This window comes from Photorhabdus machadonis, assembly GCF_052657765.1.
In genome coordinates this window covers 4,435,455-4,457,977 of record NZ_CP199761.1, presented here as the reverse complement: position 1 = coordinate 4,457,977, position 22,523 = coordinate 4,435,455, and the positions used below count along the sequence as shown (strand labels likewise).

Sequence of the window (22,523 nt, the reverse complement as noted above, 5' to 3'; positions counted from 1 at the left end):
AATTGATCTCACCATCCTAAAAAATAAGGTAGCAAAAATTCTATTACCACAGACAGAAAGCACAGCTCAATGCAGTGAGTAATAACGAATTGAACGACAGGAAGACAGCAATGTATTCCAATCGATTAATCCCTTTGAATAAAGGGAACAGAGGTTGAAATCCCTTTCATACTGTACATATGATGGAAATTAAAGTAATAATTATTGAACTTTCATCAGATAGCAAGAATTTTTCATAAATTTACAAAACTATAAATTTGTAAGAAATGGTGACAAACTGTAAGAAAGCATGATAACTCAGTATGGATTCAATTATCTTCAATCTAATACATCATAAAAAAGGGTAGTAATATACTATTTTCTCAGAAAAATAATCCACGATAGATAAAACAGCTTCTGATTCACCTGAATTCCTTCACATTATTATTGCGACAGAGTAATGCATTGATTTTTAATCAAAAAATACACTTACTCAAATCTGTTGTGATAACTAATAAAGCTATTTGTTTAAGTGTTTCACTAATAGGTCATTCTTCATTAAATACCGGGGGTAATGAGATTATTATCTTGCCCAATTGATGGTATTTCGTTGTTGGCCGGTTTCCTGTCAGGAATAAAAACGTCTTAATGTATCCCGACAGACGACGGCAGGGTGATTGCCGTACAGAGCGCAATTTACAGCGACAGTCATGCCGGCTTTTAAGCAAGGTCATGGATGAAGGGAGAAGCCAAAATAAATGCCAATGCATTCTCATCCCGTGGACACGAGGAACAGTGTTTGAAGTCAATCGAATTATCACTTCGTTTATGGTTCATCTCCGTTGATTCGGAGAACATGTCATCCATTGTTCATATGGATTTTTTCCATTTATACCAACCCTTTCCTTCAGATGAAAAAGGAAACAGCCAGTTAAAAAAAGTATCGCCTAACGCCCAGTAAATAAAATATGAAAATAACAATAACAGCGTGATTTTTACTATTTTCATACTGCATACTGAGAGTTCCTTACTATTGCATTTCATATTTATCATGGTCAGTTTTCTTCGATCCCGACAACATTATCTGTATAGTGAGTTAAAACCAACATGCCTCATTCATTCTATTTTATGTGAATAAACATAAACAGGTTGCTATTCCAGTGACACTACTTTATGTAACGGGTATCTACCATTTGAGTATCAGTTTCAATGTGTCCATCGGGATATTCAACCCATTCTCCCTTCCCGTCAGTCACCGTGACCTTCGGCATTTTGGTTTCATCCAGTTTAGGCTTATAGATAATTTTCCATTCAGCGCCCGGCGTTAACTTCAGCCTAAAAAAACGTTGCGCTACTTGGCCTTGTAAGAATATTCTTTTCGGTCTCCTTTCAACCATCTTCAAAACAGGGTAAATAGTGGGGCTGTAATTGATGATATTCAATGCCTCGGTTTCGCTAAGACTTATTCGGACAGCATCGTTGATAAATGCAGTTAAACCTGTTCCTTCAGCCCCGGCCTCCTGAACAGCATTTTTCATCAAATGGGTGACATCGGTATAACCTACGGTTACAAATGCTTGGTTAATTTTCCATTTGCACCGGCCGCCGCCATAAAAAGGCAACTTCGCCTGAAAGTACCCCGTTTGTGGGTCAGCTTTTACTTTCAGACGAAGGCCATTATAAGTTGGCACCTTATAAGGCGACATATCAGCATGCAACTGATATTCAAGACAATCTTTTGAGATATATTCTGCCGACACATACGGTTTTGTGTATTTCGGTGCCACCCCTTCGACTGTGATCCACTGATTCTCTTTAGGGGGAGAAAGTGGTTCATCCGGGTCAGCACAACCTGATATTAATGTGATTAACAATACTAATAAGTATTGATCGATATTTGTCATGGTAAATCTTCCTCAATTCTTCCCCCGTTATCCGTATAGCGCAATAAGGCCAACGGACCTTGTTCATCCTGCTGAGTACAAATCAGTGCTTGCTGCAACTGATGATCCATCTGTAAAAATAATGCATCGCGCTGTCGAATACCTTGAACAATATCGGTCCTTTCATTCAGTGTTTTTTCAAATAATTGTTCCTGATCCCGGAAAAAATGGTATTTCTCCGGCGCAACCAGTTCGGCAAGTCGTGCGCCAATATAACGAGCATATTTCAGTGAACTGTGATCAGGGAAACCCAGCGCATCTTTTAAGGTCGGGTTTTCGTTCAATGGAAACCATTTGGCTTTATCTGTCTCGCTGATCTGTTGAAAAAATTTTTTCTGAATGTTCCCGGCATCCTTCAGATTATCTTCTGTTTCACGGTTTAATGACGGAACTAAATACAATTTTGTTTTGGTGGGTAAGGTGGTTCTGAGTCGTACATGGTTACTGGGATTACGTTCTTCCAGCCATTCAATAACCAGATTGATTTTACAAAAGTGCACTATTTTTCCGTGATGTAGATAAACTTCACCGCTGTCGGTAAAATCTAGCAATTCAACCGGGCTAAATAAATAGCCTAGTGGCCCCCAACAATCATACAGCCAGTTATCCAGATTTTTTTCCGGTGGTAAAGAAGGGATCGGGTCATCTTCATTAACATGACGGTAATGGGTGATATCTGCGAGTTCCCGTATAGCACTGATGGTTAATACTCTGGGCATCCCGTAGCTATAGAGGCAAGGATTATGGTCCTTCAATTGAGCACTGTGCAGTAATGCCAATGCTCCTCCCAGACTGTGTCCACAAACGAACAACCTTTTGCCTGTGGTTAAATCCAGAATATCGCTGAATACTGTTATATCTTTATTATTGGGAGCTCTTAACATCCCAACTAAACTAAATCCTTCCCAAAACCCTTTATGCACCTTACCATGGTGAATAAACCTGCTGCACAGCACCTTCTCATCACAATCTAACCCCAAAGGCTGGTACGTAGCATCAGTCAGGATATCCTCCGTATTGGTCGTACCCCGCCAACTAACAATGACATCACGTTTGCTGATCGTATAAAACAGCTGAGTATTACCTTGTTTATTATCTCCTGCTTTTGAATTAATAAATTCCACTTGAGTATAACGTTCACTAAATGGCACATCATAAACCACCGGAGTTGCTGACAATTCCTCAACTTTGTAAGGCAACTTTGAAACATCCACCATCTGCCGATTAAAAAAGTGAGTCACAGAGCCTTCAGTATCAACATCCCCACCGGCATAAGCCAATACACTCATCAAACACTGGTTATACGCATTAACAAGGGAATACTCCTTTTGATGATGTAGCTGCAAAACCCAAGCCCTGAACGGGCATATTTCCAGAACATGTCGGCAGTTTAGATGGCGGGAATAAAACCCTTTAGGCTCCGGGTCTGGGAAATGATAGGGCGGTGGAATTTTTTTAGGGTCATTCCAATCCTCCATCACCGGCAAGCCATCACTGATCTGCCCGATAGTCACATAGTGATAGTGATGGCCTTCGGCTTCTGCTTTGGGCTTCACCATCGATGCCGCTTCATCGCGTATTTCCCGCAACGGGCGCTGTTCCATTTCATCCGCCAACGATTGGGCATGGATAGACAATGTCACGGGATAAGCTGACAAGTCTTCTTCCCTGAGTACCCCGAAACCATCGGTTACGCCCTGACGCACATAACCTGGGGTTCCGTGACTGATCAGATGATAAGGCTGGTTGACCAGCGGCTTATCCTGTTCATCCACCAACTGAAATTCTACCCAGTGTCTCAAATACTTCTTACAATCTATACACAGAAGCGGATCTGATATACCCATTGGTTTAACATCCTTCTTTTCACATTATATATAAGCACGCAGCCCGAACATCATCTCTTGAAAGTCCCACAAGACTTCTCCTGTCTGACCATCAATCACTTTCATCATCAGAAAAGCGCCCATGCTAATGAAAATCGTCATCAGGCGTGTCACCACCAAGCAGAATTGATACATCTCCCCTGATTTGCAAAACAAGCCGGGTTCAGCGTCAGGATAAGCTGGTGGCCCCGTACCGGAACGCCCTTGTCCAGGCGATCTATCGGGATATTCTCCAGCCGGACGATACCGTTAATATGTGACTGGAGACGTCGGCTTAATGCCTGATCAGGGGAAAAATCAAATATCTTCAGAAACTCTTGTAACGAGTGGGTTTGAAACATGATCCAAGGCGAGCCGGCAAAGCAGGAAATCAGCGGCCAGGCCGATCTTTCTTCTGTCATGGGGGGATAACAGGCGGAAACCGGGGTGATATTGCTGGCCGTTAACCCCGTGGCATCTTCTCCCGCCAGATTGATATCGCCGATGCCCAATTCAGCTGCCTGTGATCGATAGCCGGTAAACTGACAAAAAATCGACTGTGACGGCAGGTTATTCGCTGCTTTACCATGACAGTCAAAGAAACGCAGCTGATGGCGGGTATGCTGTAAAATATCGCATTCCGTATCCAGTTGATAATAATAAAGAAACTCGGCATCCTGCTGGAAATGAGAGGTTAAGGTAAATTGTTTAACCGGCAGATAGCAGTAGGGCAGCCCGCGTTCCAGCTTCGGCTCCGTCGATACGTAAACGTGATCCAGGCTGAACAGTCGTACTGTCGGCTCTAATGGGATGTCATAATCGCTGATGCCACTGTTCACCGGGATTGCTGCACTGGTCATCGGCTCCAGTTGTCTGACCGGCACGCAATCCAGCAGAAAGGTTTGGGCAATATCAGTCAGTGCCAGACTGCCTTCAAACCGCAAAATCAACTCGAATGTCCGGTCGGCGTTCAACGCCACTAACGAACACCCCCCCGTGATATCAATCGTCACAAAATCATGTACATGCGGGAAATAGTAATATTCCATCATCAGTTGCAAAATGGAAAACGGCGAATTTTCCTTGGCAGGAAGAATAGCAACTTGCCGCTCTGTCCCCCACAACGCCGATACCGGGTAGCTGTCACGAAGCGTGACGGTTTTACCCTGTGTCCGTAACTGGATATCACAGAGATGAAAATCAAGCCATAAGGCTAATAGTGCCGCCTGCTCACGATCACGGCCCAAAAAGAAATGCAGCGGCTGGCTTCGCCATTCCAGGGAATTGCCCGAACAGCGCAGTGTTAACGTTATTTCACTGTATTCTGCGGTGGCACTTAATTGTCGATCAATCACCGTCAGGGGTTCAATATGCAGGGGACAACAGGTTTCAAAACTTATTTTCTGTTCCCCTTCACCGGCAAAAACCGGCGTACCCGCCGGCAGCGTCATCGCCCCCAGGTGATTACCTTCTTGCGGTGAAAATTGAACGAGACTCGTTGGTGGCAATGGGCGCAGCGCTTGCGGCCAAATATGCGTCAGCATATTTAGCGTAATTTCAGGAAAATCATCCTCAATTTTGTAGCGCAGACGGGAAGCGAACAGGGAATAAACCTGTATTGCTCGTTCAACATCTGGATCCCCCGCTCCTTCGGATAAAAAACCGGCCAAATGAGGGTGTTCTTTTCCGGCTTCCTGCGCCAGTTGCCGCATATAATTCAGTTCTTGCAGGAAAAACGATATTCTTCTATTCATTGCACGCTACCCTTATATATTTTTTGCCTGAAAAAGTGTCTGTGAGGCGATTAATGTGGCGCCATGAGAGGTTTTGTCCCCTTTTCGTATGATATTTTTCAGCATAAATATCTTGTCAGGAATTGAAATAATTGATCTCACCACTCTAAAAATAAGGTAGTAAAAATCCTATTACCACAGACAGAAAGCACAGCTCAATGCAGTGAGTAATAACAAATTGAACGACAGGAAGACAGCAATGTATTCCAATCGATTAATCCCTTTGAATAAAGGGAACAGAGGTTGAAATCCCTTTCATACTATTCATATAATGGAACTTAAAGTAATAATTATTGAACTTTCATCAGATAGCAAGAGTTTTTCATAAATTTACAAAACTATAAATTTGTAAGAAATTGTAACAAACTGTAAGAAAGCATGACAAACTCAGTATGGATTCAATTATCTTCAATCTAATAAACTATAAAAAAGGGTAGTAATATACTATTTTCTCAGAAAAATAATCCACGATAGATAAAACAGCTTCTGATTCACCTGAATTCCTTCCCATTATCATTGCGACAGAATAATACATTGATTTTTAATCAAAAAATATACTTGCTCAAATCTGTTGTGATAACTAATAAAGCTATTTGTTTAAGTGTTTCACTAATAGGTCATTCTTCATTAAATACTGGGGGTAATGAGATTATTATCTTGCCCAATCGATGGTATTCCACGGTTAACCGGTTTTCTGTCAGGTGTAAAAACATCTTAATGATTCAATTGAACTTGTTTAGTTGTATTTGATTTATCTTTAATGATGACAATAAAAACAGTAGTGAAAATTATCCACTATCCTGACAGACGACAGCCGGGGGTTCCCAACAGTCGTGAAAATCATCTAATTCTATAATTAGAGATTAAGCTGGAATTATTTCATTTTTTCTCATTCATCCCCGTGGACACGAGGGACAGTATTTGAAGTCAATTGACTTATCACTTCGTTTATGGTTCATCTCCGTTGATTCGGAGAACATATTAGCTATCGTTCATATGGACTTTTTATTTATGGCGTTACTTTATGTATCGAAAATCGACTGTTTGGGTGCCGATTTCAATTTGCCCGTCAGGATATTCAACCCACTCACCTTTCTCGTTCGTAATAGTGATTTTTGGTATTTTAGTTTCATCCAGTTTAGGTTTAAAGATAATTTTCCATTCCGCTCCTGGAGTTAACGTGAGTCGAAAGGAGCGCATTTTTGATACTTCACCTTGTAAGGATATTCTTTTCGGACGCTTTTCAACTACCTTTAAAACAGGGTAAATAACTGGGCTAAAGTCAATGGTATTCGATGCCGCCGTTTCGCTAAGATTTGTTTGAACTGCATCGTTGATAAAGGCGGTTAGACCCGTTCCTCCATAGGGTATAGCATCTTTCACTAGGTGGCTGACATCGGTATAACTCACGGACACAAATGCCTGGCCAATTTTCCATTTACACCACCCTCCACCACTGAAAGGTAATTTTACCTGAAAATGGCCGGTTTTTGGATCGGCCTTTACATTCAGGCGCAATCCGTCAATCCGTTATAGGTCGGTACCTGATAAGGAGACACATTTGCATGCAATTGATATTAAAAGCAATATTTTGAGATATACTCTGATGATACATAGGGTTTTGTGTATTTCGGTGCGACACCGTCCACGGTTATCCACGGCCCTTTTCCAGCAGATGAAAAAGGAAAAAGCCAGTTAAAAAAAGTATCGCCTAACGCCCAGTAAATAAAATACGAAAATAACAATAACAGCGTGATTTTTACTATTTTCATACTGAGAGTTCCTTACCATTGCAATAATGCTGTAAAGCCAGTTTTCCCTTCTCTGTTTGCTGACTAACGGCCAATGATGTTATTAACTGTTTATCCATTTCCAGAAAACAGAGATTACGGTAGTAAATAGCCTCTGGGATCAACCTCTTATAAACATCCATTTTCTCCTTAAATTGACGCTGACTGTCCTGATAAACTGTCATTTTATCCGGTTCGCATAGCTCTTTAAGACGTGCATTAATATAACCGGCATATTCAGATGAGAAGTGATTAAGAATACTTAGTTTGTCTTTTAACTCAGGATTTTTATTTTCAGCAAACAGTTTATCCTTTTCTTGCGGGGTGAGCTGGTTAAACAGGGCGTTTTGCTGTTCACCTGCCTGCTTTGACGTTCCCACCGGCATAAGCCAGCACGCTCATCAAACACTGGTTATACGCATTAACAAGGGAATACTCCTTTTGATGATGTAGCTGCAAAACCCAAGCCCTGAACGGGCATATTTCCAGAACATGTCGGCAATTTAGATGGCGGGAATAAAACCCTTTAGGCTCCGGGTCTGGGAAATGATAGGGCGGTGGAATTTTTTTAGGGTCATTCCAATCCTCCATCACAGGCAAGCCATCACTGATCTGCCCGATAGTCACATAGTGATAGTGATGGCCTTCGGCTTCTGCTTTGGGCTTCACCATCGACGCCGCTTCATCGCGTATTTCCCGCAACGGGCGCTGTTCCATTTCATCCGCCAACGATTGGGCATGGATAGACAATGTCACGGGATAAGCTGACAAGTCTTCTTCCCTGAGTACCCCGAAACCATCGGTTACGCCCTGACGCACATAACCTGGGGTTCCGTGACTGATCAGATGATAAGGCTGGTTGACCAGCGGCTTATCCTGTTCATCCACCAACTGAAATTCTACCCAGTGTCTCAAATACTTCTTACAATCTATACACAGAAGCGGATCTGATATGCCCATTGGTTTAATATCCTTCTTTTCACATTATATATAGGCACACAGCCCGAACATCATCTCTTGAAAGTCCCACAAGACTTCTCCTGTCTGACCATCAATCATTTTCATTTCCCCTGATTGGCAAAACAAGCCGGGTTCAGCGTCAGGATAAGCTGGTGACCCCGCACAGGAACCCCTTGTCGTATGATATTTTTCAGCATAAATATCTTGTCAGGAATTGAAATAATTGATCTCACCATCCTAAAAAATAAGGTAGCAAAAATTCTATTACCACAGACAGAAAGCACAGCTCAATGCAGTGAGTAATAACGAATTGAACGACAGGAAGACAGCAATGTATTCCAATCGATTAATCCCTTTGAATAAAGGGAACAGAGGTTGAAATCCCTTTCATACTGTACATATGATGGAAATTAAAGTAATAATTATTGAACTTTCATCAGATAGCAAGAATTTTTCATAAATTTACAAAACTATAAATTTGTAAGAAATGGTGACAAACTGTAAGAAAGCATGATAACTCAGTATGGATTCAATTATCTTCAATCTAATACATCATAAAAAAGGGTAGTAATATACTATTTTCTCAGAAAAATAATCCACGAGATATAAAATCGTCTGTAATTCAATTTCTTTTCATGTAATTAATACCAAGGTGAATATTTAACATGCTAATTTTTAATTAAAAAACATATTCTTCACAGTTATCGACTGTACGTCATTGTTAACAAATTTCCGGTTAGAAATAGAAACTTCTTGTTGATCTAATGACGTCTCTTTCATTGTATTTTGATGAGTTTGATTTATCTTTAATGATGATAGCAAAGACAATGAAAGTTATCGGCTATTTATACATTATTACTCAAGAAATTTTAACGATAGGTGAATTATGACGTTATATGATATAAAACCAAAGTTTCAAAACTTACTCAGACCTTGGGTGATACGCTTTTATCAACGAGGTGTTACTGCCAATCAGGTGACGTTGTGTGCAATGATAACCTCGGTGATTGTAGGTGGAATTCTGGCATTTTTTCCTTATCCACATCTTTTTCTTTTCTTACCTCTTTTTCTATTTTTCCGTATGGCACTTAATGCTATTGATGGCATGTTAGCAAGAGAATTTAATCAGCAATCCCGATTGGGGACCGTATTAAATGAAATAGGCGATATCGTGTCTGATTTTGCGTTATATTTACCTTTTGCTCTTTTGGCGAATACATCGCTTTGGTTAGTTATTTTTACTGTGATATTTGCCATATCTACTGAGTTTTGTGGTGTTGTTGCGCAGACCCTGACAGGTGTACGTAGTTATAAAGGGCCATTAGGGAAAAGCGATCGGGCTTTCTTTCTGGGGGTTTATGGGATGTGTATCGCACTTTGGCCACAATCATTGGTTTATTCCAATTATATTTTCATTGCAGCAATATTATTATTGTTCTGGACATGCATTAATCGTTGTCGGGAGGCGATTATGCAATCTAAACAAGAGGAATGACGATATATCTTCAGATTGCTATGGAAAGCATAATTATCGCTGTGTAAAGTGCCGGTGCAGTTTGACAGGGGGTAAGTTAAAAACATCTCTGAAACTGCACTCGATACTATAAGTTAAGCATTACCTGCTCCATGAGAAAAATGAGTCCGAATCAATCACCAATATTTGTAATAGTGATTCATCTGAAACTTTTCTCATTCCCATAAATGGTGGTAACGATCTCGCGACCAGCGATAATAAAGTGCTAAGAAAGCATTAATATTATCAGGGTAAAATTGTTCAGGGTCAAAATGCTCATTTTCAGGGAAACCAAGTAATTGATTGGTCCATTGCAGTGTTTCTTTATATTCTTCATGAGAAGGATCATTGAGTATCGCTATAAAATTTTCATACCCATAAACACCACCGGTATCTTCAAGAGGACATGAGCGGGCGCCATCCAGACAGTAAAAAGGCAGCGGAAGATCGTTCTCAGGATAATTACTGTTTTCTAAAACAATTTCATGTTCCCAATTATCGCCAAAATCATAGAGATAGGTAAACGCTCGACCTTTTTGTTTAATCAGATCAACCAAGCGATATAAATATTCTTCCTTGTCATCAGACGAACTTTCTGGCATTTCTGTTAGCCGCAGCTTGCCAATACGAAATTCATGCAGATGGCTATCTTGCCATCCCATGACGATTTGTATCACATCATGCAGCCTGTCGAGTGAAATAGAGGCAGGAACGACAAATTGTCGCCAGATAGCGGGTTGTGAGTCTGTAAGTGTTATTTTTAACTGATAGAATTTCTCGTTCATTACTCATCTCCTATAGTTGTAGGATTATTCTTTCAACGTGTTCCATCTGTTGTCAATATTTCGTTGAATTTCTCTGGCTAAAATTGTTGGAATACCAACATGTTCTGCTGCTATATGAAAATCTTTGGCTATGTCATAAATTTCAGCGGTTATATTCATCATCGCTTTTGCGCCTGATAACCCGGCCTGACCTGCCATTAATTCCATTGCTTGTTTTGTTATTTTCGAGCCATAACCATTGAAAGCTGTCATATGTTCATTATAGCGTGATGGACTATACATAATGTCGTAGAAAGGAGAGATACGCCAGTTATCATTGTCATCGGCCAGGAAAGCGAAGTTCTTTGCATGGTCATCTTGGTTCATCATCAGATAGTTAAATATGGCTCTGTAGAGAAGTTTCTTGGCTTCATTAGTGTTACATAACATTCGGGTTGCTTTGATCAATTCGATATAATCCAGCGAAGGTTCTCTGAAAGGAGCATCCAGTAACCCGCAAGCAGAAATCATATGAAAACGCCCTTGTTCACCTACACAGTCAAAACGGGATTGCTGTAACCAATATTGCCCATTCCCGGCATCAAATAACTCAAAATCGGAAACTTCAATATTTACGCGTTCTGCTATTTTCATATAGGTATATTCAATAAGGCTTTCATAATGTTCTAGCGCAAATTTCTCTGAGGTTAATTTGATAATCAGTTTTTCGCCAATAGCATCTTGTTTTGTGGTAAAAGTCCCATTTGCCAGTTTGGTTACATTAAGTTTTGGTCTTGCACCACCTGAACTCCCTGCGTTCATTAGGTGTGTTATTAGGTGAGATTCCGTTCCTTCAAATTCTTTAACGGCTTCTTTACCTAATGTAATGAGTTCTATATCTTGATATTTATCTCTGTTTTCAATTTGTATTTCAGGCTCATAGGATAAAGCGCCAGGGCCACGATTTCCGATAAACGCCAGTCTTTCCAATGCTGTGATATTTTGGGGAATATAACCATTTTGGCGGAAAACGCGATCCATCAAATATAATCCCCATTCATCGGGCAAGCTATCACCAAAAACGCCATGTAATCCGTAGTGAGGTTGATGTGGTGCTTTTTGCAATGAATCATCGTGCTCGAGATTAAATGGAGCAATAGAGCTTTTGTGTGCTGATAAATAATTATCATCGTATTGAAAGTAAACTCCGTTGCTGTTTTCAGCTAATTTACCGACGTTCTCAACGTTTCCATTACTGAATCTGCGCTTTACCAGTAAAGGGATATTAAGCATGTTTTAAAACCTCTTCGATACTTTGGGGATGGTGTTTTATTTTGGTTATCTGATGAATATCATTGAGATTGCACAGTGCATCATAAAGCATTAAGAATTGTCTTAAAGAGATATTACCTGTTGCTTCAAACTTTCGAATCGTACTGTTGGGTACACCGGAATGTTGTGCTAGTGCCTCAATAGATAACTTACGGTTTTTGCGAACTTTCTTCAGATATGTCTTAAACGCAATCTGAGTGTCGTATGGGGTATTTAGTGATAGCATTTCAGCACCTATTGAATTGTAAATTTTGCTACTATGATAGCAAAAATAGGTTTTTTTTGCCATTTTTTGCTATCATAGTGGCAATTTTGTGATGGTGAACGCCAAGGCTTTTAGATCTTATGGATTAAGTACATTATTTATCTTTGATTTTGATCCTTTTTTCGGTTAATTACAACCTTTTGATTTACAATGAATAACGTCAATGTAATGCTGTCACACTCGTTAATAACGAATGAAAAATGCAATTTTATATTCCTGCTATTAGCATATCTATAGCTGAAAATATATCATCTCGTATTTTCGGTGCTTCTATGACAATATCATCTTTTTTCAAATTCTTAACATCGGTAGATGAAATCATATTTGAAAGCATGACATATTCTTTACCGTTTATTGTTAATATTGGTATTAATTTTTGAATTAGCCTTACTCTTGGCAGCTAACGGCATGTGTATAAATTGAAAATTGAGTCATCAGGCACCCCTGAATCTTTCATCGTCTGAAAATAATCCAGCTTTGTTTATAAAGCCATTCAGTGCTTCAATCCCGTTTCAATCCATTTTTGACGTTTACGTTCACTTACAGCGTTTGCTTAAGGCTTGTTTTAGTGTTGCTGATAGATTCATATGCAATGTTTAAGGTAGACGTTTGCCCCCTTCTTTCTACTACTTGCAGTTGTTCTCATAACACACTCCAGATCATAATTTATCTGTATAATTATAGCTCACAGATAATGAGCATGATCAGCGTATCCCAGAATTTTTGTTATTTACAGGAAAATGCGCCTTATTTACAGATTTTTAGTTAAATATTGCAGATCAATAACTGAAAATCTTATATCCTAACTAAGGAAGTTCTCAACCAAAAGAATAGATGATATGTGGAATATAATCGTGTTGAACAAAATATTAGCACAAATGATTGCATTCAGGCTGGAGGTTGACCAATCACAGAGATTTTAATTTTGTAAAATGATCTATATTGTTAAGAAAATATTATTAATTTTGAGGTGTCTTCTCTATAAAGTAAGGAAATGAGTTAGTTATGTTGTTAAGTAAAAATTTTCGAGAACTGTTCACTTTGGTGTGCTTATTTAGCTTTCTCATCTTAGCCCATTTAAGTCTTGGGTATCAGTTAAAGTTTATATATGTATTCAGTGCTTTTTCGATTCTAATATTGTTATCTAATTTCAGCTTCTCTATATATTGTATCTTTATACTTGCTATTGGATTAACGAGTGTGGTTTATTCTCCAGTCGGGTTGATTTATGGTTATCCTGATGTTAATTCAGTAGGGTCTTTAATTTACACCAATAAAAATGAAGTTATTGAATTCATCAGTGGGCTTCCTTTGTTTACCTATTTAGTTGCGTTGGCAATCATTGCTTTAATGTTTTTATCTCTCAAGATAAAAGTGACTTTGAAGCGAAATAGTGTCATGTTTCTGTCTCTATTTTTTGTATTGTCAGCTTTTTGGTCACCGGTAAGAGGATATATAAAATCTAATTTCGATCCTGATTTTAATATATTATCCTCTGGCTTACCTGAAATCAGGTTTTTTAGCGATCTGGTTGAGAGCTATAATGACGTTAATTCAGAAAGGGTGAAATTTGCTGAAATAATAAAACAGAAGGATTCATGGCAGCCGGTGGTGGAAGAGGAACGATATGAAACATATATAATGGTAATTGGTGAAAGTGTTAGAAAAGATTTTATGAATGCGTATGGCTTTCCTTATAATAATACGCCGTGGCTGGACAAAGCCAATGGCAAGATATTTACAAATTATATTTCATCATCGGCATCTACCCAGCTGTCTTTGACGAATTCACTTGCTCTGAAAGACGACAATACTATCAATTTGAGCAACAGTGTCATAACGTTGGCAAAAAAAGCGGGATTTTATACTTATTGGATATCTAACCAGGGTATGAAAAGTGCTTTTGATTCTCCGATTGCTTTAATTGGGCAGCAGGCAGATAGTTTTAATTTTCTGAAAAGTGGCAGTTCTGATGACAGGCGTTATTTACCTGATGATAAATTGATGCCTTATATTAAAAAGGCGTTAATATCAGAAAATAAGAAAAAACTTATTGTTATTCATCTGATGGGGTCTCATCCACAGGCGTGCGTCAGAACTAATGGAAAATATGATCTGTTTTTACAATCGAAAGAAATTTCCTGTTATATAAAAAGTATCGCTAATACAGACAAGCTTCTTTCTGAAATTGTGTCTGAGGCGAATGGTAATCATTTAAAATGGACGATGATGTATTTTTCAGATCACGGTCTTTCTCATGTTGATGAAGGAACCGATCAGGAAAATCTGACACATAATGACAAGAATAAACAGAGTTTTCAGGTGCCTTTTTTTATTACCGGAAGCGATTATTTTCATCGTGAAAAAATAACGGCGAAAAGAAGTGGATTACATTTTCTAACTTTATTTTCTCAATGGCTTGGAATAAAGGAAAAAAATATTCCAGATGATTGCAATATGATATCTAATAGCCAATGCAGTGGGCAAGATAAGATTATTACATTTAAAAATGAAGTTAAAGATTATGATGAATTGAATGAAGACTTCGCCGATACACAACTCGTTTCGGCGAAAAATAATCATTAATTTATTTGTTAATTATATTAAATAATCATTAATGTGATAATTATTTTATTGATTATTTGATTGTTGTGTAAAATTGAAGGGATGAGAGGATTTTCTCTTTGAAGAGCATTCAGGGAGAAAAATCCTCTTACCGTCATCCATATTTTGTTAGTACCATGACCTGAGCCGATTTTTCTTGCGTTATCGGTATGTGGCAATTCTTAAGCTCAGTTTAATACGATGGCTCATCTCCTTGGGGGCGTTTGTCGGGAGTTGTGACTATTGCAATTGATGAGTTATCCACGTTTTAAGTTATTGAAGCAGATTATATATCTAAATATATATCCCCTTCATCTTTCAAGTTGCTGCTTTGGTGGCGGCTTTCACTTACCCCAGTCACATCGTCATCTATGCGCCTGGGGATGCGTTCACTTGCCGCCGCGCTGCAACTTGAAATCTATTGGGTATATGCTAACTTTAGTTTTTATTTAATAACGCAATGTGTTTATTTCTGAAAAATTTAATTTAAACGTAATTGTAAGAAATAAGAAACTGCATCTTATGATATTAATAATTATTTTAGTGAATGAAAAACCCTCATCAATACATACATAGACAAGGATTTTTATAATTAAATGATGCTTTTTATTGCTAAGAGAAATAATTTCTTATCCTACAGTGTTTTTTATAAAAACAGATATTGAGATTAGTCGAGACTTTTTGACGGTGTTTCCCATATTCGGGAAAACCGTTTTACATTGCTTGCTGTGTAAATAACGGTATGGGATATATTGCGGTGGCCGAGATAATCCTGAATAAGGCGTGTATCTCTTCCGAGATCAGCGAGAGCATAACCGCAGGCATGTCTTAACATATGTGGGTGAGGTGAAATATTCACTAATGCTTGTCTGCCATAACGCTTTAATAAACCATAAACTTGCTGGCGTGAAATAGCGCCTGATTTTTGTGATAAAAAGACCCACGATGTATCTGATTCTCTCCACTGCTTTCTTATATTAAGCCATTTATTTAACGCGATTATTTCTTCTGGAAGCAATGGGTGTGTTGTTGATAATCCCCCTTTTAGTCGCCTTACATGAATAATTTCCGAGTGAAGATCAAGATCGGATAGCATTAGATTACATAGCTCACTAACTCTAAACCCATGAATGAAGCACATGAGTATCATACAGTAATCTCTCTCAGCGTGACGACCTTGACGTGTTTTTTCTAAAATCGCATTAATTTCATGTCTGGTTAAGAATTTACGCTTCTTCATGAAAATAGTTCCTGTGGAATCTGAGCAGATAGTTATCGGTAGAAAATAATATTAATCTACCGGAATATATCAATTAATAGAACTTTTATAAAATTATTGGCTGGTAATTCTATTTATTTGGGACGAAATCTATAAATACCGTTTTCAGATAGTCGCAAATAGTTATTTTTTAATAGAAAATATCAGCTTGTAAACTTTGTAATTATATATTTGGAAATTATTAGACAATAAAAAGAAACTAAACAGAATGCACCAAACTGTAAATATATTCCTACAAAACCACCTCTTAAGTCAAATTTAGTGTAATTCCAGATTGCCAATATTTAACTATTTATAATATATAGATTTTCTTGGATAATTTTTACTATTTCTCGTAACTCATATTAATTAGATTGTAAAAACTCAGTCAATTCATCTGAATTTAATCAGATATTAATTAATTACTCAGGTTATTAATTTAAAATAATATGAAATTTTGAATTTTTACTCCAAATTATTATTTATTATTAGTATTTTTAACCAAATAAAACAGTTTGGTGCATTTTGTTTGGTTTTAAAAAATATTAATCCGAAATTTTGAAACCCTATTTTGTGCCGGATATCGGGTGCATGGATCGGGAATCCTGCACGGCTATTTTTTTATGGTTATGGGTATTTTATCCTTAAATTCAAGGAATTAATTCACATGAAATTGAATAAATTGGTTATGGCTCTGGGATTGGGCATGGTTTTGGTTGCGGGTTCTGTCAATGCGGCTAATCCTAGCCAAGGTCATGGAACAGTCACTTTTACGGGGTCTATCATTGATGCACCTTGTTCTATCACCCCAGAAACAGTTGATCAGGTTGTACCATTGGGTTCTATCTCTAACGTTTCTTTGAAAAACGGCGGTCGTTCTTCCTCTAAGCCGTTCAAAATTTCTTTAGAGAACTGCACAACTGAAACGATAAATACAGTAACAACCACGTTTATCGGTGCCAAATCCAGTATCACTGGCGGTGAGGGTCTGCTGGGTATTGAAGGATCGGCTAAAGGTGCAGGTATTGCGATCACCGATGGGGGTGGCAATAAGATTAAACTGGGTACGCCTGCTCCCGCAGTAACACTGCATGATGGGAGTAATGATCTAAACTTCGCTGCTTATCTTCAGGGTGATACCGGGCCTGATGCCGTTGTTCCGGGTGATTTCACCGGCATTGCCAATTTTCAACTGACTTATCAATAACGCTTTCATGCATGGAAACGCCTACAGGGAGGCAGGTGTTTCCTAATCAAAAATTTTGAATGAGTTTAGCCGGAGAGAAGTCATGAGCCGATATTCTGCCGTTGTTGTGGTGCCCTGCCTGTTAATGTTTTCCTGCATTGCTGTCAGCGTTGAAGCGACTGCCACACGAGGAATACAAGGGCATGGTCGCGTTAGCATGCAAGGTGCCATTATTGATTCGGCCTGTGCGATTGACGCAGGTAGCCGTGATCAGACGATTGAGCTAGCCACGATTCCGGTAAGCCGGATAGTCCATGATGGGCAGGGGCTTGCTCGCCCCTTTTCCATCCGTTTGATTAATTGCGTACTGACTTCTGCCACATTGGGTAAGCCTGACTGGCGTCATTTTCAGATGACGTTTGACGGCGTGCCGGATGGGAACAATTTTCGCTTGGATGGTGTGGCGCAAGGTGTCGCGTTGCAAATTACCGACATGTACGGCAATCAGGCCTATCCGGGAATGCCATTATCTGTGGGGGATTTACAGGAAGGGCATATGACTCTTAGTTACGCGATGCGATTGGTGGGCAATCACCAGTTATTGCAGGCGGGGCAGTATCGAACCACTGTCCGGTTCAGGTTGGATTATCACTAATCATCGATCAGGGAATGTTATGGCTTTGTTTTTTGGTTTGACCGCTGAACATGACTGGGTGGTCCCGGTTCGGTGTGTCCTGAAACCTTTTACTGTTTTGGTATTACTTGCTGTGATTGGGATTCATGCTGCGTATGCGGAAGAAGAAATTGAATTTAATACCGACGTATTGGATGTTCAGGATCGTTCGCGGATTGATTTAAAAGAGTTTTCTCGTGCTGGTTATATTATGCCGGGGGATTACCAGATGATGATACGTCTGAATAAAAGCGAGCTGTCTGAGATGCCGGTGACTTTTATGGCGCCGCCGGATGATCCGAAGGGCAGTGTGGCTTGTCTGCCGCCAGATATGGTGAAGCAGCTAGGACTGCGGGCGGAATGGGCATCAAAGGTGACCTGGTGGAATAATAATCAGTGCATGGCGATTAAAACGCTGCCAGGAATGACGGTGCGCGGCGATTTGGGCAGCGATACGTTATATCTGAGTGTGCCGCAAGCTTATCTTGAGTACAGCTCATCAGATTGGGACCCGCCATCACGTTGGGATGAAGGGATCTTAGGAATGATGTTTGATTATAATGTCAACGCTCAGGTATCTAAGCCGGCTAAGGGAAATGAGAATCATAATGTCAGTGCCAACGGCACAACCGGGATAAACTTTGGGGTGTGGCGTCTGCGGGCAGATTGGCAGTCACAATATAACCACACTACTGGCCGGGAAGGGAGTACAGAAAGGAATTGGGATTGGAGCCGTTACTACATGTACCGGGCGATACCGCATTGGCAGGCCAAGCTGACATTGGGTGAGGATTATCTCAATTCAGGTATTTTTGACAGTTTTCGTTTTGCCGGGGCGAGTCTGGTGACGGATGACAATATGTTGCCGCCAAACCTGCGTGGTTATGCGCCGGAGGTGACTGGCGTGGCGAAAACCAATGCCAGAGTGACCATCCGTCAGCAGGGCCGGGTGTTATATGAAACCCAGGTTGCGCCGGGGCCATTCCGGATTCAAGACATCAATGATGCGGTCAGCGGCAAACTGGATGTACGGGTGGAAGAACAGGATGGTGGCATACAGGAATTTCAGGTCGATACCGCGAGCATTCCTTATCTGACTCGTCCGGGCCGGGTGCAGTACAAACTGGCGGCGGGTAAGCCGACCAATTGGAAACACCACAGTGAGGGGAACGGCTTTGGGCTGGGGGAATTCTCCTGGGGGATAAACAACGGTTGGTCACTGTATGGTGGGCTATTGGGGGCCGGAGATTACAACGCGCTGTCGTTGGGAATAGGGCGTGATCTGATGGCCTTCGGTGCGTTGTCGGTTGATGTGACTGAATCCCGTGCCCGTTTACCGGATGAGGGTAAAACTTTGACCGGAGGTTCTTATCGTCTCAGTTATTCCAAGCGTTTTGAGGAATATGACAGCCAGGTGACGTTTGCGGGTTATCGCTTCTCGGAACGTGATTTCATGAGCATGAGCCAGTATTTAGATCGCCGTTATTACGATGGGGATGCGGAGAGTAGTAAAGAACTTTATACCATTATGTTGAATAAGCAGTTCACGGATTTAGGGATCAGTACTTATCTAAACTACAGCCACCAGACTTACTGGAACCAGTCGAACAATGATCGCTACAACATATCGGTATCACGCTATTTCGGCATTGGAACCATGAAGAATATTAACCTGAACTTGTCGGCTTATCGTCATAAATATGAAGGTAAGAATGACGATGGCATGTATCTGACGTTATCCCTGCCGTGGGGGAATTCAGGAACGATCAGTTATAACGCGATGGTTAACCGCAAAGGTAACTCCAATACGGTAGGTTATTATGACCGGATTAATGAAAACAGCAGCTATCGTTTAGCCGCGGGTACCAGTATTGGCGGCAAGGCAGCGGCTAATGGCTATTTAACTCATTACGGTGATCTTGCCCAACTGACGACCAGTGCGAGTTATCAGGATGGGCGTTATACCACGGCGGCGCTTGCTGTTCAGGGTGGGGTGACTGTCACATCAGAAGGTGCGGCACTGCATCGCATCAATACGCCGGGTACGACGCGTCTGATGGTGGATACCGATGGTATAGGGGGTGTCCCGGTGAAAGGCTTCGGTGCGATTACCCATACCAATATGTTCGGTAAGGCGGTGATCTCTGATGTAAACAACTATTACCGCAACAGTGCGAGTATTGATTTGAATAAACTGCCGGACAATGTGGAAGCAATACGGTCGGTACAACAAGCGACGCTGACGGAAGGGGCGATTGGTTACCGTAAATTTCAGGTGATATCCGGTGAGAAAGCGATGAGCATGATCCGTTTGTCGGACGGGAGTATACCTCCGTTTGGAGCCACCGTATTGAATAAGGATAGACGGGAGATCGGCATCGTCAATGATGGTGGGAATACCTACCTGAGCGGGATAAATCCGGGGGAGAAACTGGATGTACGCTGGGATGGGGAGTTGCAGTGTGTGATTGAACTGCCGCATGAATTACCAATAGTTGAAGAGATGGCCTCGTTATTACTGTTCTGCCAGTTGAGCAGCGGTAATAAACAGCCATAGTTTCAACTGACAGGCAGCGTGAAAACCTTGTTGCTGTCACCGGAACTTATCGCGGTGACCCGTCATGACGCTGAAATGACATATTCTGAGAATGAGTAATTGAGCATGAAATTGAAGAAAACAATGAACGCAGTAACGATCGCCGCCCTGAGTTTGTCAGTGGTCAGTGAGTCAATGGCGGCCATTGCACTGGATCGTACCCGGATAGTGTTTAACGGTGAGGATAAATCCACCAGTATGGATATCAGTAACCAGAACAAAGAGTTGCCGTATCTGGCTCAGGGCTGGATAGAAGATGAGCAGGGTAACAAAATCAATGGTCCGTTAGTGGTGACGCCGCCAGTGCAGCGAGTGGAGCCGGGGGCAAAGAGCCAGGTGAAAATACAGTCACTGCCAGCAATAGCACAGCTGCCACAGGACCGGGAAAGCCTGTTCTATTTTAATTTGCGTGAAATTCCGCCGCGCAGCAAGAAACCGAACACATTGCAAATTGCGCTGCAAACCCGGATAAAACTGTTCTATCGGCCAAAGGCGATTTTTGCCAGTCGCACTGATCTGGATAACCCGTGGCAAGAGAAGATGACGCTGACACGTCAGGGGGATCAATATCAGGTGAACAACCCGACGCCGTATTACATCACCGTGGTGGATGCGTCGAATCAGCTTAAGGGGAAGAGTGTGGCGGATTTTAAGCCGTTGATGGTGGCACCAAAAAGTAGCGCGGTGCTGAGTGGGAGTGCGGGGACGTTGGGAAGTGCGCCGGTACTGACTTATATCAATGATTTTGGTGGCCGGCCACAACTGACTTTTAGCTGTGCAGGAAGCCAGTGTCAGGTGGCTGAACGTTCGTCGTAACGGGCGAAACCGCGAGGAGCGACGATGAACATAAAGCGAGCAGGTCGTGCACTGGCGCTGGCGATCGTACTGATGCCGGTGACAGAGGGTCACGCGGTGGAGAACTGGGTGACGGATATAGCGGATATAGAGAGTCACCACGGTGAACTGCATGTATTTGGTATGTTAACTGAGGCGACGTGCCATCTGGATATGACTTCTGAGTGGCAGGAAGTGAGTTTGGGGACGACGCCGAACAGTGATTTACGCCGACCGGGAGATAAAGGCACGCCGATACCGTTCACCCTGAAATTCCGCGACTGCTTGCGGACTAAAGGAGCGGTGCGTGATACCCGGACAGGCAATCTGACGTGGAGTAATTTGCAGCCGGTGGTGACCGTCAGTTTTGTGGCTGCGGCGGATCGGGATTATCCCCATCTGGTGCGGGTGGCGGGGATCACCGGCTTGGGGTTACAGATCACAGATTCCGCTAATAATGATATCCGGTTGGGAGAACGGGGACGCCCGCATTTTGTGGCTGCGGGGCAGGATAGTCTGGCGTATTACGTGACGCCGGTGCGGACGTCGGGAACATTGGGGATCGGGCATTACCGGGCAGTAGTGGATTTTAGGGTGAATTATGACTAAACCTCTGCGAATAAAAAAACTGTACCGCCGGCGAAAAAAATGGGTTGTATTACTGCTGGGTTGTTTACTGAGTGTCAGTGCTCAGGCTGATTTACCGACAAAAAGGGTAAACGTTGCAGCCACGGCATTTAATCGTTTTTCGGGTAAAACGCCGGTCAATATATATGGTGTTGTTATCGCGCCTCCACCTTGTGTGATTAATAATGGTAATACTATTGATGTGGATTTTGGTGAAGTGATGATTACTCGTATTGATGGGGTTAATTACATGAAGCCGGTTAAGTACACGGTGAAATGTGAAAAAATGCCGGCCAACGCGATGAAAATGATGATATCGGGTAACACCGCCAGTTTTGACCGGGCAGTGTTACAAACCAATCATACCGGGCTGGGTATTGCGGTTATTCATAACGGACAGAAATTACCTGTCAATGACTGGATGAAATTTTCCTACCCGGATTTTCCTGAGTTATATGCCGTGCCGGTAAAAAATATGGCTGCGATATTGAAAGGCGGTGGTTTTGGTGCTGCTGCTACGATGATGGTTGAGTACCAATGA

The 22,523-nt window shown here is 41.2% G+C and carries 18 protein-coding genes and 1 pseudogene; 8 read left to right on the top strand and 11 right to left on the bottom strand.

From position 1 onward, the window contains the following. Positions 1-1,145: 1,145 nt before the first annotated feature. The 6 genes and pseudogenes from ACUN2T_RS21520 to ACUN2T_RS21495 all read right to left on the bottom strand — a co-directional run bounded on the left by ACUN2T_RS21520 (position 1,146) and on the right by ACUN2T_RS21495 (position 8,330). On the bottom strand, positions 1,146-1,883 hold the full coding sequence (locus ACUN2T_RS21520) for a hypothetical protein (RefSeq protein ID WP_445494959.1): 738 nt from the start codon (positions 1,881-1,883) through the stop codon (positions 1,146-1,148). Continuing rightward, positions 1,880-3,769: a lipase family protein gene (locus ACUN2T_RS21515; RefSeq protein WP_445494958.1), complete on the bottom strand. Its 1,890-nt coding sequence runs from the start codon at positions 3,767-3,769 to the stop codon at positions 1,880-1,882. Before ACUN2T_RS21515 ends, ACUN2T_RS21520 begins: the two co-directional genes overlap by 4 nt. Before the next feature lie 149 nt (positions 3,770-3,918). Next, a complete protein-coding gene (locus ACUN2T_RS21510) occupies positions 3,919-5,541 on the bottom strand; it encodes a type VI secretion system baseplate subunit TssF (protein ID WP_445494957.1) in 1,623 nt (540 codons plus the stop codon). A gap of 1,056 nt (positions 5,542-6,597) precedes the next feature. Then, a pseudogene (locus tag ACUN2T_RS21505) lies at positions 6,598-7,352 on the bottom strand (hypothetical protein). After that, on the bottom strand, positions 7,349-7,750 hold the full coding sequence (locus tag ACUN2T_RS21500) for a hypothetical protein (RefSeq protein WP_445494956.1): 402 nt from the start codon (positions 7,748-7,750) through the stop codon (positions 7,349-7,351). Before ACUN2T_RS21500 ends, ACUN2T_RS21505 begins: the two are co-directional and overlap by 4 nt. After that, the gene (locus ACUN2T_RS21495; protein ID WP_445494955.1) at positions 7,725-8,330 is read right to left on the bottom strand and encodes a hypothetical protein; all 606 of its coding nucleotides are present in this window, start codon (positions 8,328-8,330) and stop codon (positions 7,725-7,727) included. The genes ACUN2T_RS21500 and ACUN2T_RS21495 overlap by 26 nt, the downstream gene beginning before the upstream one ends. Positions 8,331-9,216: 886 nt before the next feature. Here ACUN2T_RS21495 and ACUN2T_RS21490 point away from each other — a divergent pair. Next, entirely contained in the window at positions 9,217-9,825 is a 609-nt protein-coding gene (locus ACUN2T_RS21490; protein ID WP_445494954.1) for a CDP-alcohol phosphatidyltransferase family protein, read from the top strand. A 194-nt stretch (positions 9,826-10,019) separates the two neighbouring features. On the opposite strand, the gene ACUN2T_RS21485 is transcribed toward ACUN2T_RS21490, so the two are convergent. The 4 genes from ACUN2T_RS21485 to ACUN2T_RS21470 form a co-directional block, all read right to left on the bottom strand. Then, complete coding sequence (locus ACUN2T_RS21485) at positions 10,020-10,628, bottom strand: plasmid pRiA4b ORF-3 family protein (RefSeq protein ID WP_445494953.1); 609 nt, start codon at positions 10,626-10,628, stop codon at positions 10,020-10,022. Between the two features lie 24 nt (positions 10,629-10,652). Further along, positions 10,653-11,900: a type II toxin-antitoxin system HipA family toxin gene (locus ACUN2T_RS21480; RefSeq protein ID WP_445494952.1), complete on the bottom strand. Its 1,248-nt coding sequence runs from the start codon at positions 11,898-11,900 to the stop codon at positions 10,653-10,655. After that, positions 11,893-12,228, bottom strand: a complete 336-nt coding sequence (locus ACUN2T_RS21475) for a helix-turn-helix domain-containing protein (protein WP_445494950.1) — start codon at positions 12,226-12,228, stop codon at positions 11,893-11,895. Before ACUN2T_RS21475 ends, ACUN2T_RS21480 begins: the two co-directional genes overlap by 8 nt. A 184-nt stretch (positions 12,229-12,412) precedes the next feature. Beyond that, on the bottom strand, positions 12,413-12,538 hold the full coding sequence (locus tag ACUN2T_RS21470) for a hypothetical protein (RefSeq protein WP_445494949.1): 126 nt from the start codon (positions 12,536-12,538) through the stop codon (positions 12,413-12,415). A gap of 866 nt (positions 12,539-13,404) precedes the next feature. Here ACUN2T_RS21470 and ACUN2T_RS21465 point away from each other — a divergent pair. Then, the gene (locus ACUN2T_RS21465) at positions 13,405-14,790 is read left to right on the top strand and encodes a phosphoethanolamine transferase (protein ID WP_445494947.1); all 1,386 of its coding nucleotides are present in this window, start codon (positions 13,405-13,407) and stop codon (positions 14,788-14,790) included. Between the two features lie 685 nt (positions 14,791-15,475). Here the strand turns inward: ACUN2T_RS21465 and ACUN2T_RS21460 are convergent. Then, positions 15,476-16,048, bottom strand: coding sequence for a tyrosine-type DNA invertase (locus ACUN2T_RS21460; RefSeq protein ID WP_445494946.1), 573 nt, complete (start codon positions 16,046-16,048; stop codon positions 15,476-15,478). Between the two features lie 685 nt (positions 16,049-16,733). Here ACUN2T_RS21460 and ACUN2T_RS21455 point away from each other — a divergent pair. From ACUN2T_RS21455 to ACUN2T_RS21430, 6 genes are all read left to right on the top strand, one after another. Continuing rightward, the gene (locus tag ACUN2T_RS21455) at positions 16,734-17,273 is read left to right on the top strand and encodes a fimbrial protein (RefSeq protein ID WP_445494945.1); all 540 of its coding nucleotides are present in this window, start codon (positions 16,734-16,736) and stop codon (positions 17,271-17,273) included. An 82-nt stretch (positions 17,274-17,355) separates the two neighbouring features. Further along, a complete protein-coding gene (locus tag ACUN2T_RS21450) occupies positions 17,356-17,907 on the top strand; it encodes a fimbrial protein (RefSeq protein WP_445494944.1) in 552 nt (183 codons plus the stop codon). A 19-nt stretch (positions 17,908-17,926) separates the two neighbouring features. Then, positions 17,927-20,482 (top strand): outer membrane usher protein, encoded by a 2,556-nt coding sequence (locus tag ACUN2T_RS21445; protein ID WP_445494943.1) that lies wholly within the window; start codon positions 17,927-17,929, stop codon positions 20,480-20,482. Positions 20,483-20,605: 123 nt separating this feature from the next. After that, positions 20,606-21,337 (top strand): fimbria/pilus periplasmic chaperone, encoded by a 732-nt coding sequence (locus tag ACUN2T_RS21440; RefSeq protein WP_445497951.1) that lies wholly within the window; start codon positions 20,606-20,608, stop codon positions 21,335-21,337. A gap of 24 nt (positions 21,338-21,361) precedes the next feature. Then, positions 21,362-21,964 (top strand): fimbrial protein, encoded by a 603-nt coding sequence (locus tag ACUN2T_RS21435; protein ID WP_445494942.1) that lies wholly within the window; start codon positions 21,362-21,364, stop codon positions 21,962-21,964. Beyond that, entirely contained in the window at positions 21,957-22,523 is a 567-nt protein-coding gene (locus ACUN2T_RS21430) for a fimbrial protein (protein ID WP_445494941.1), read from the top strand. Before ACUN2T_RS21435 ends, ACUN2T_RS21430 begins: the two co-directional genes overlap by 8 nt.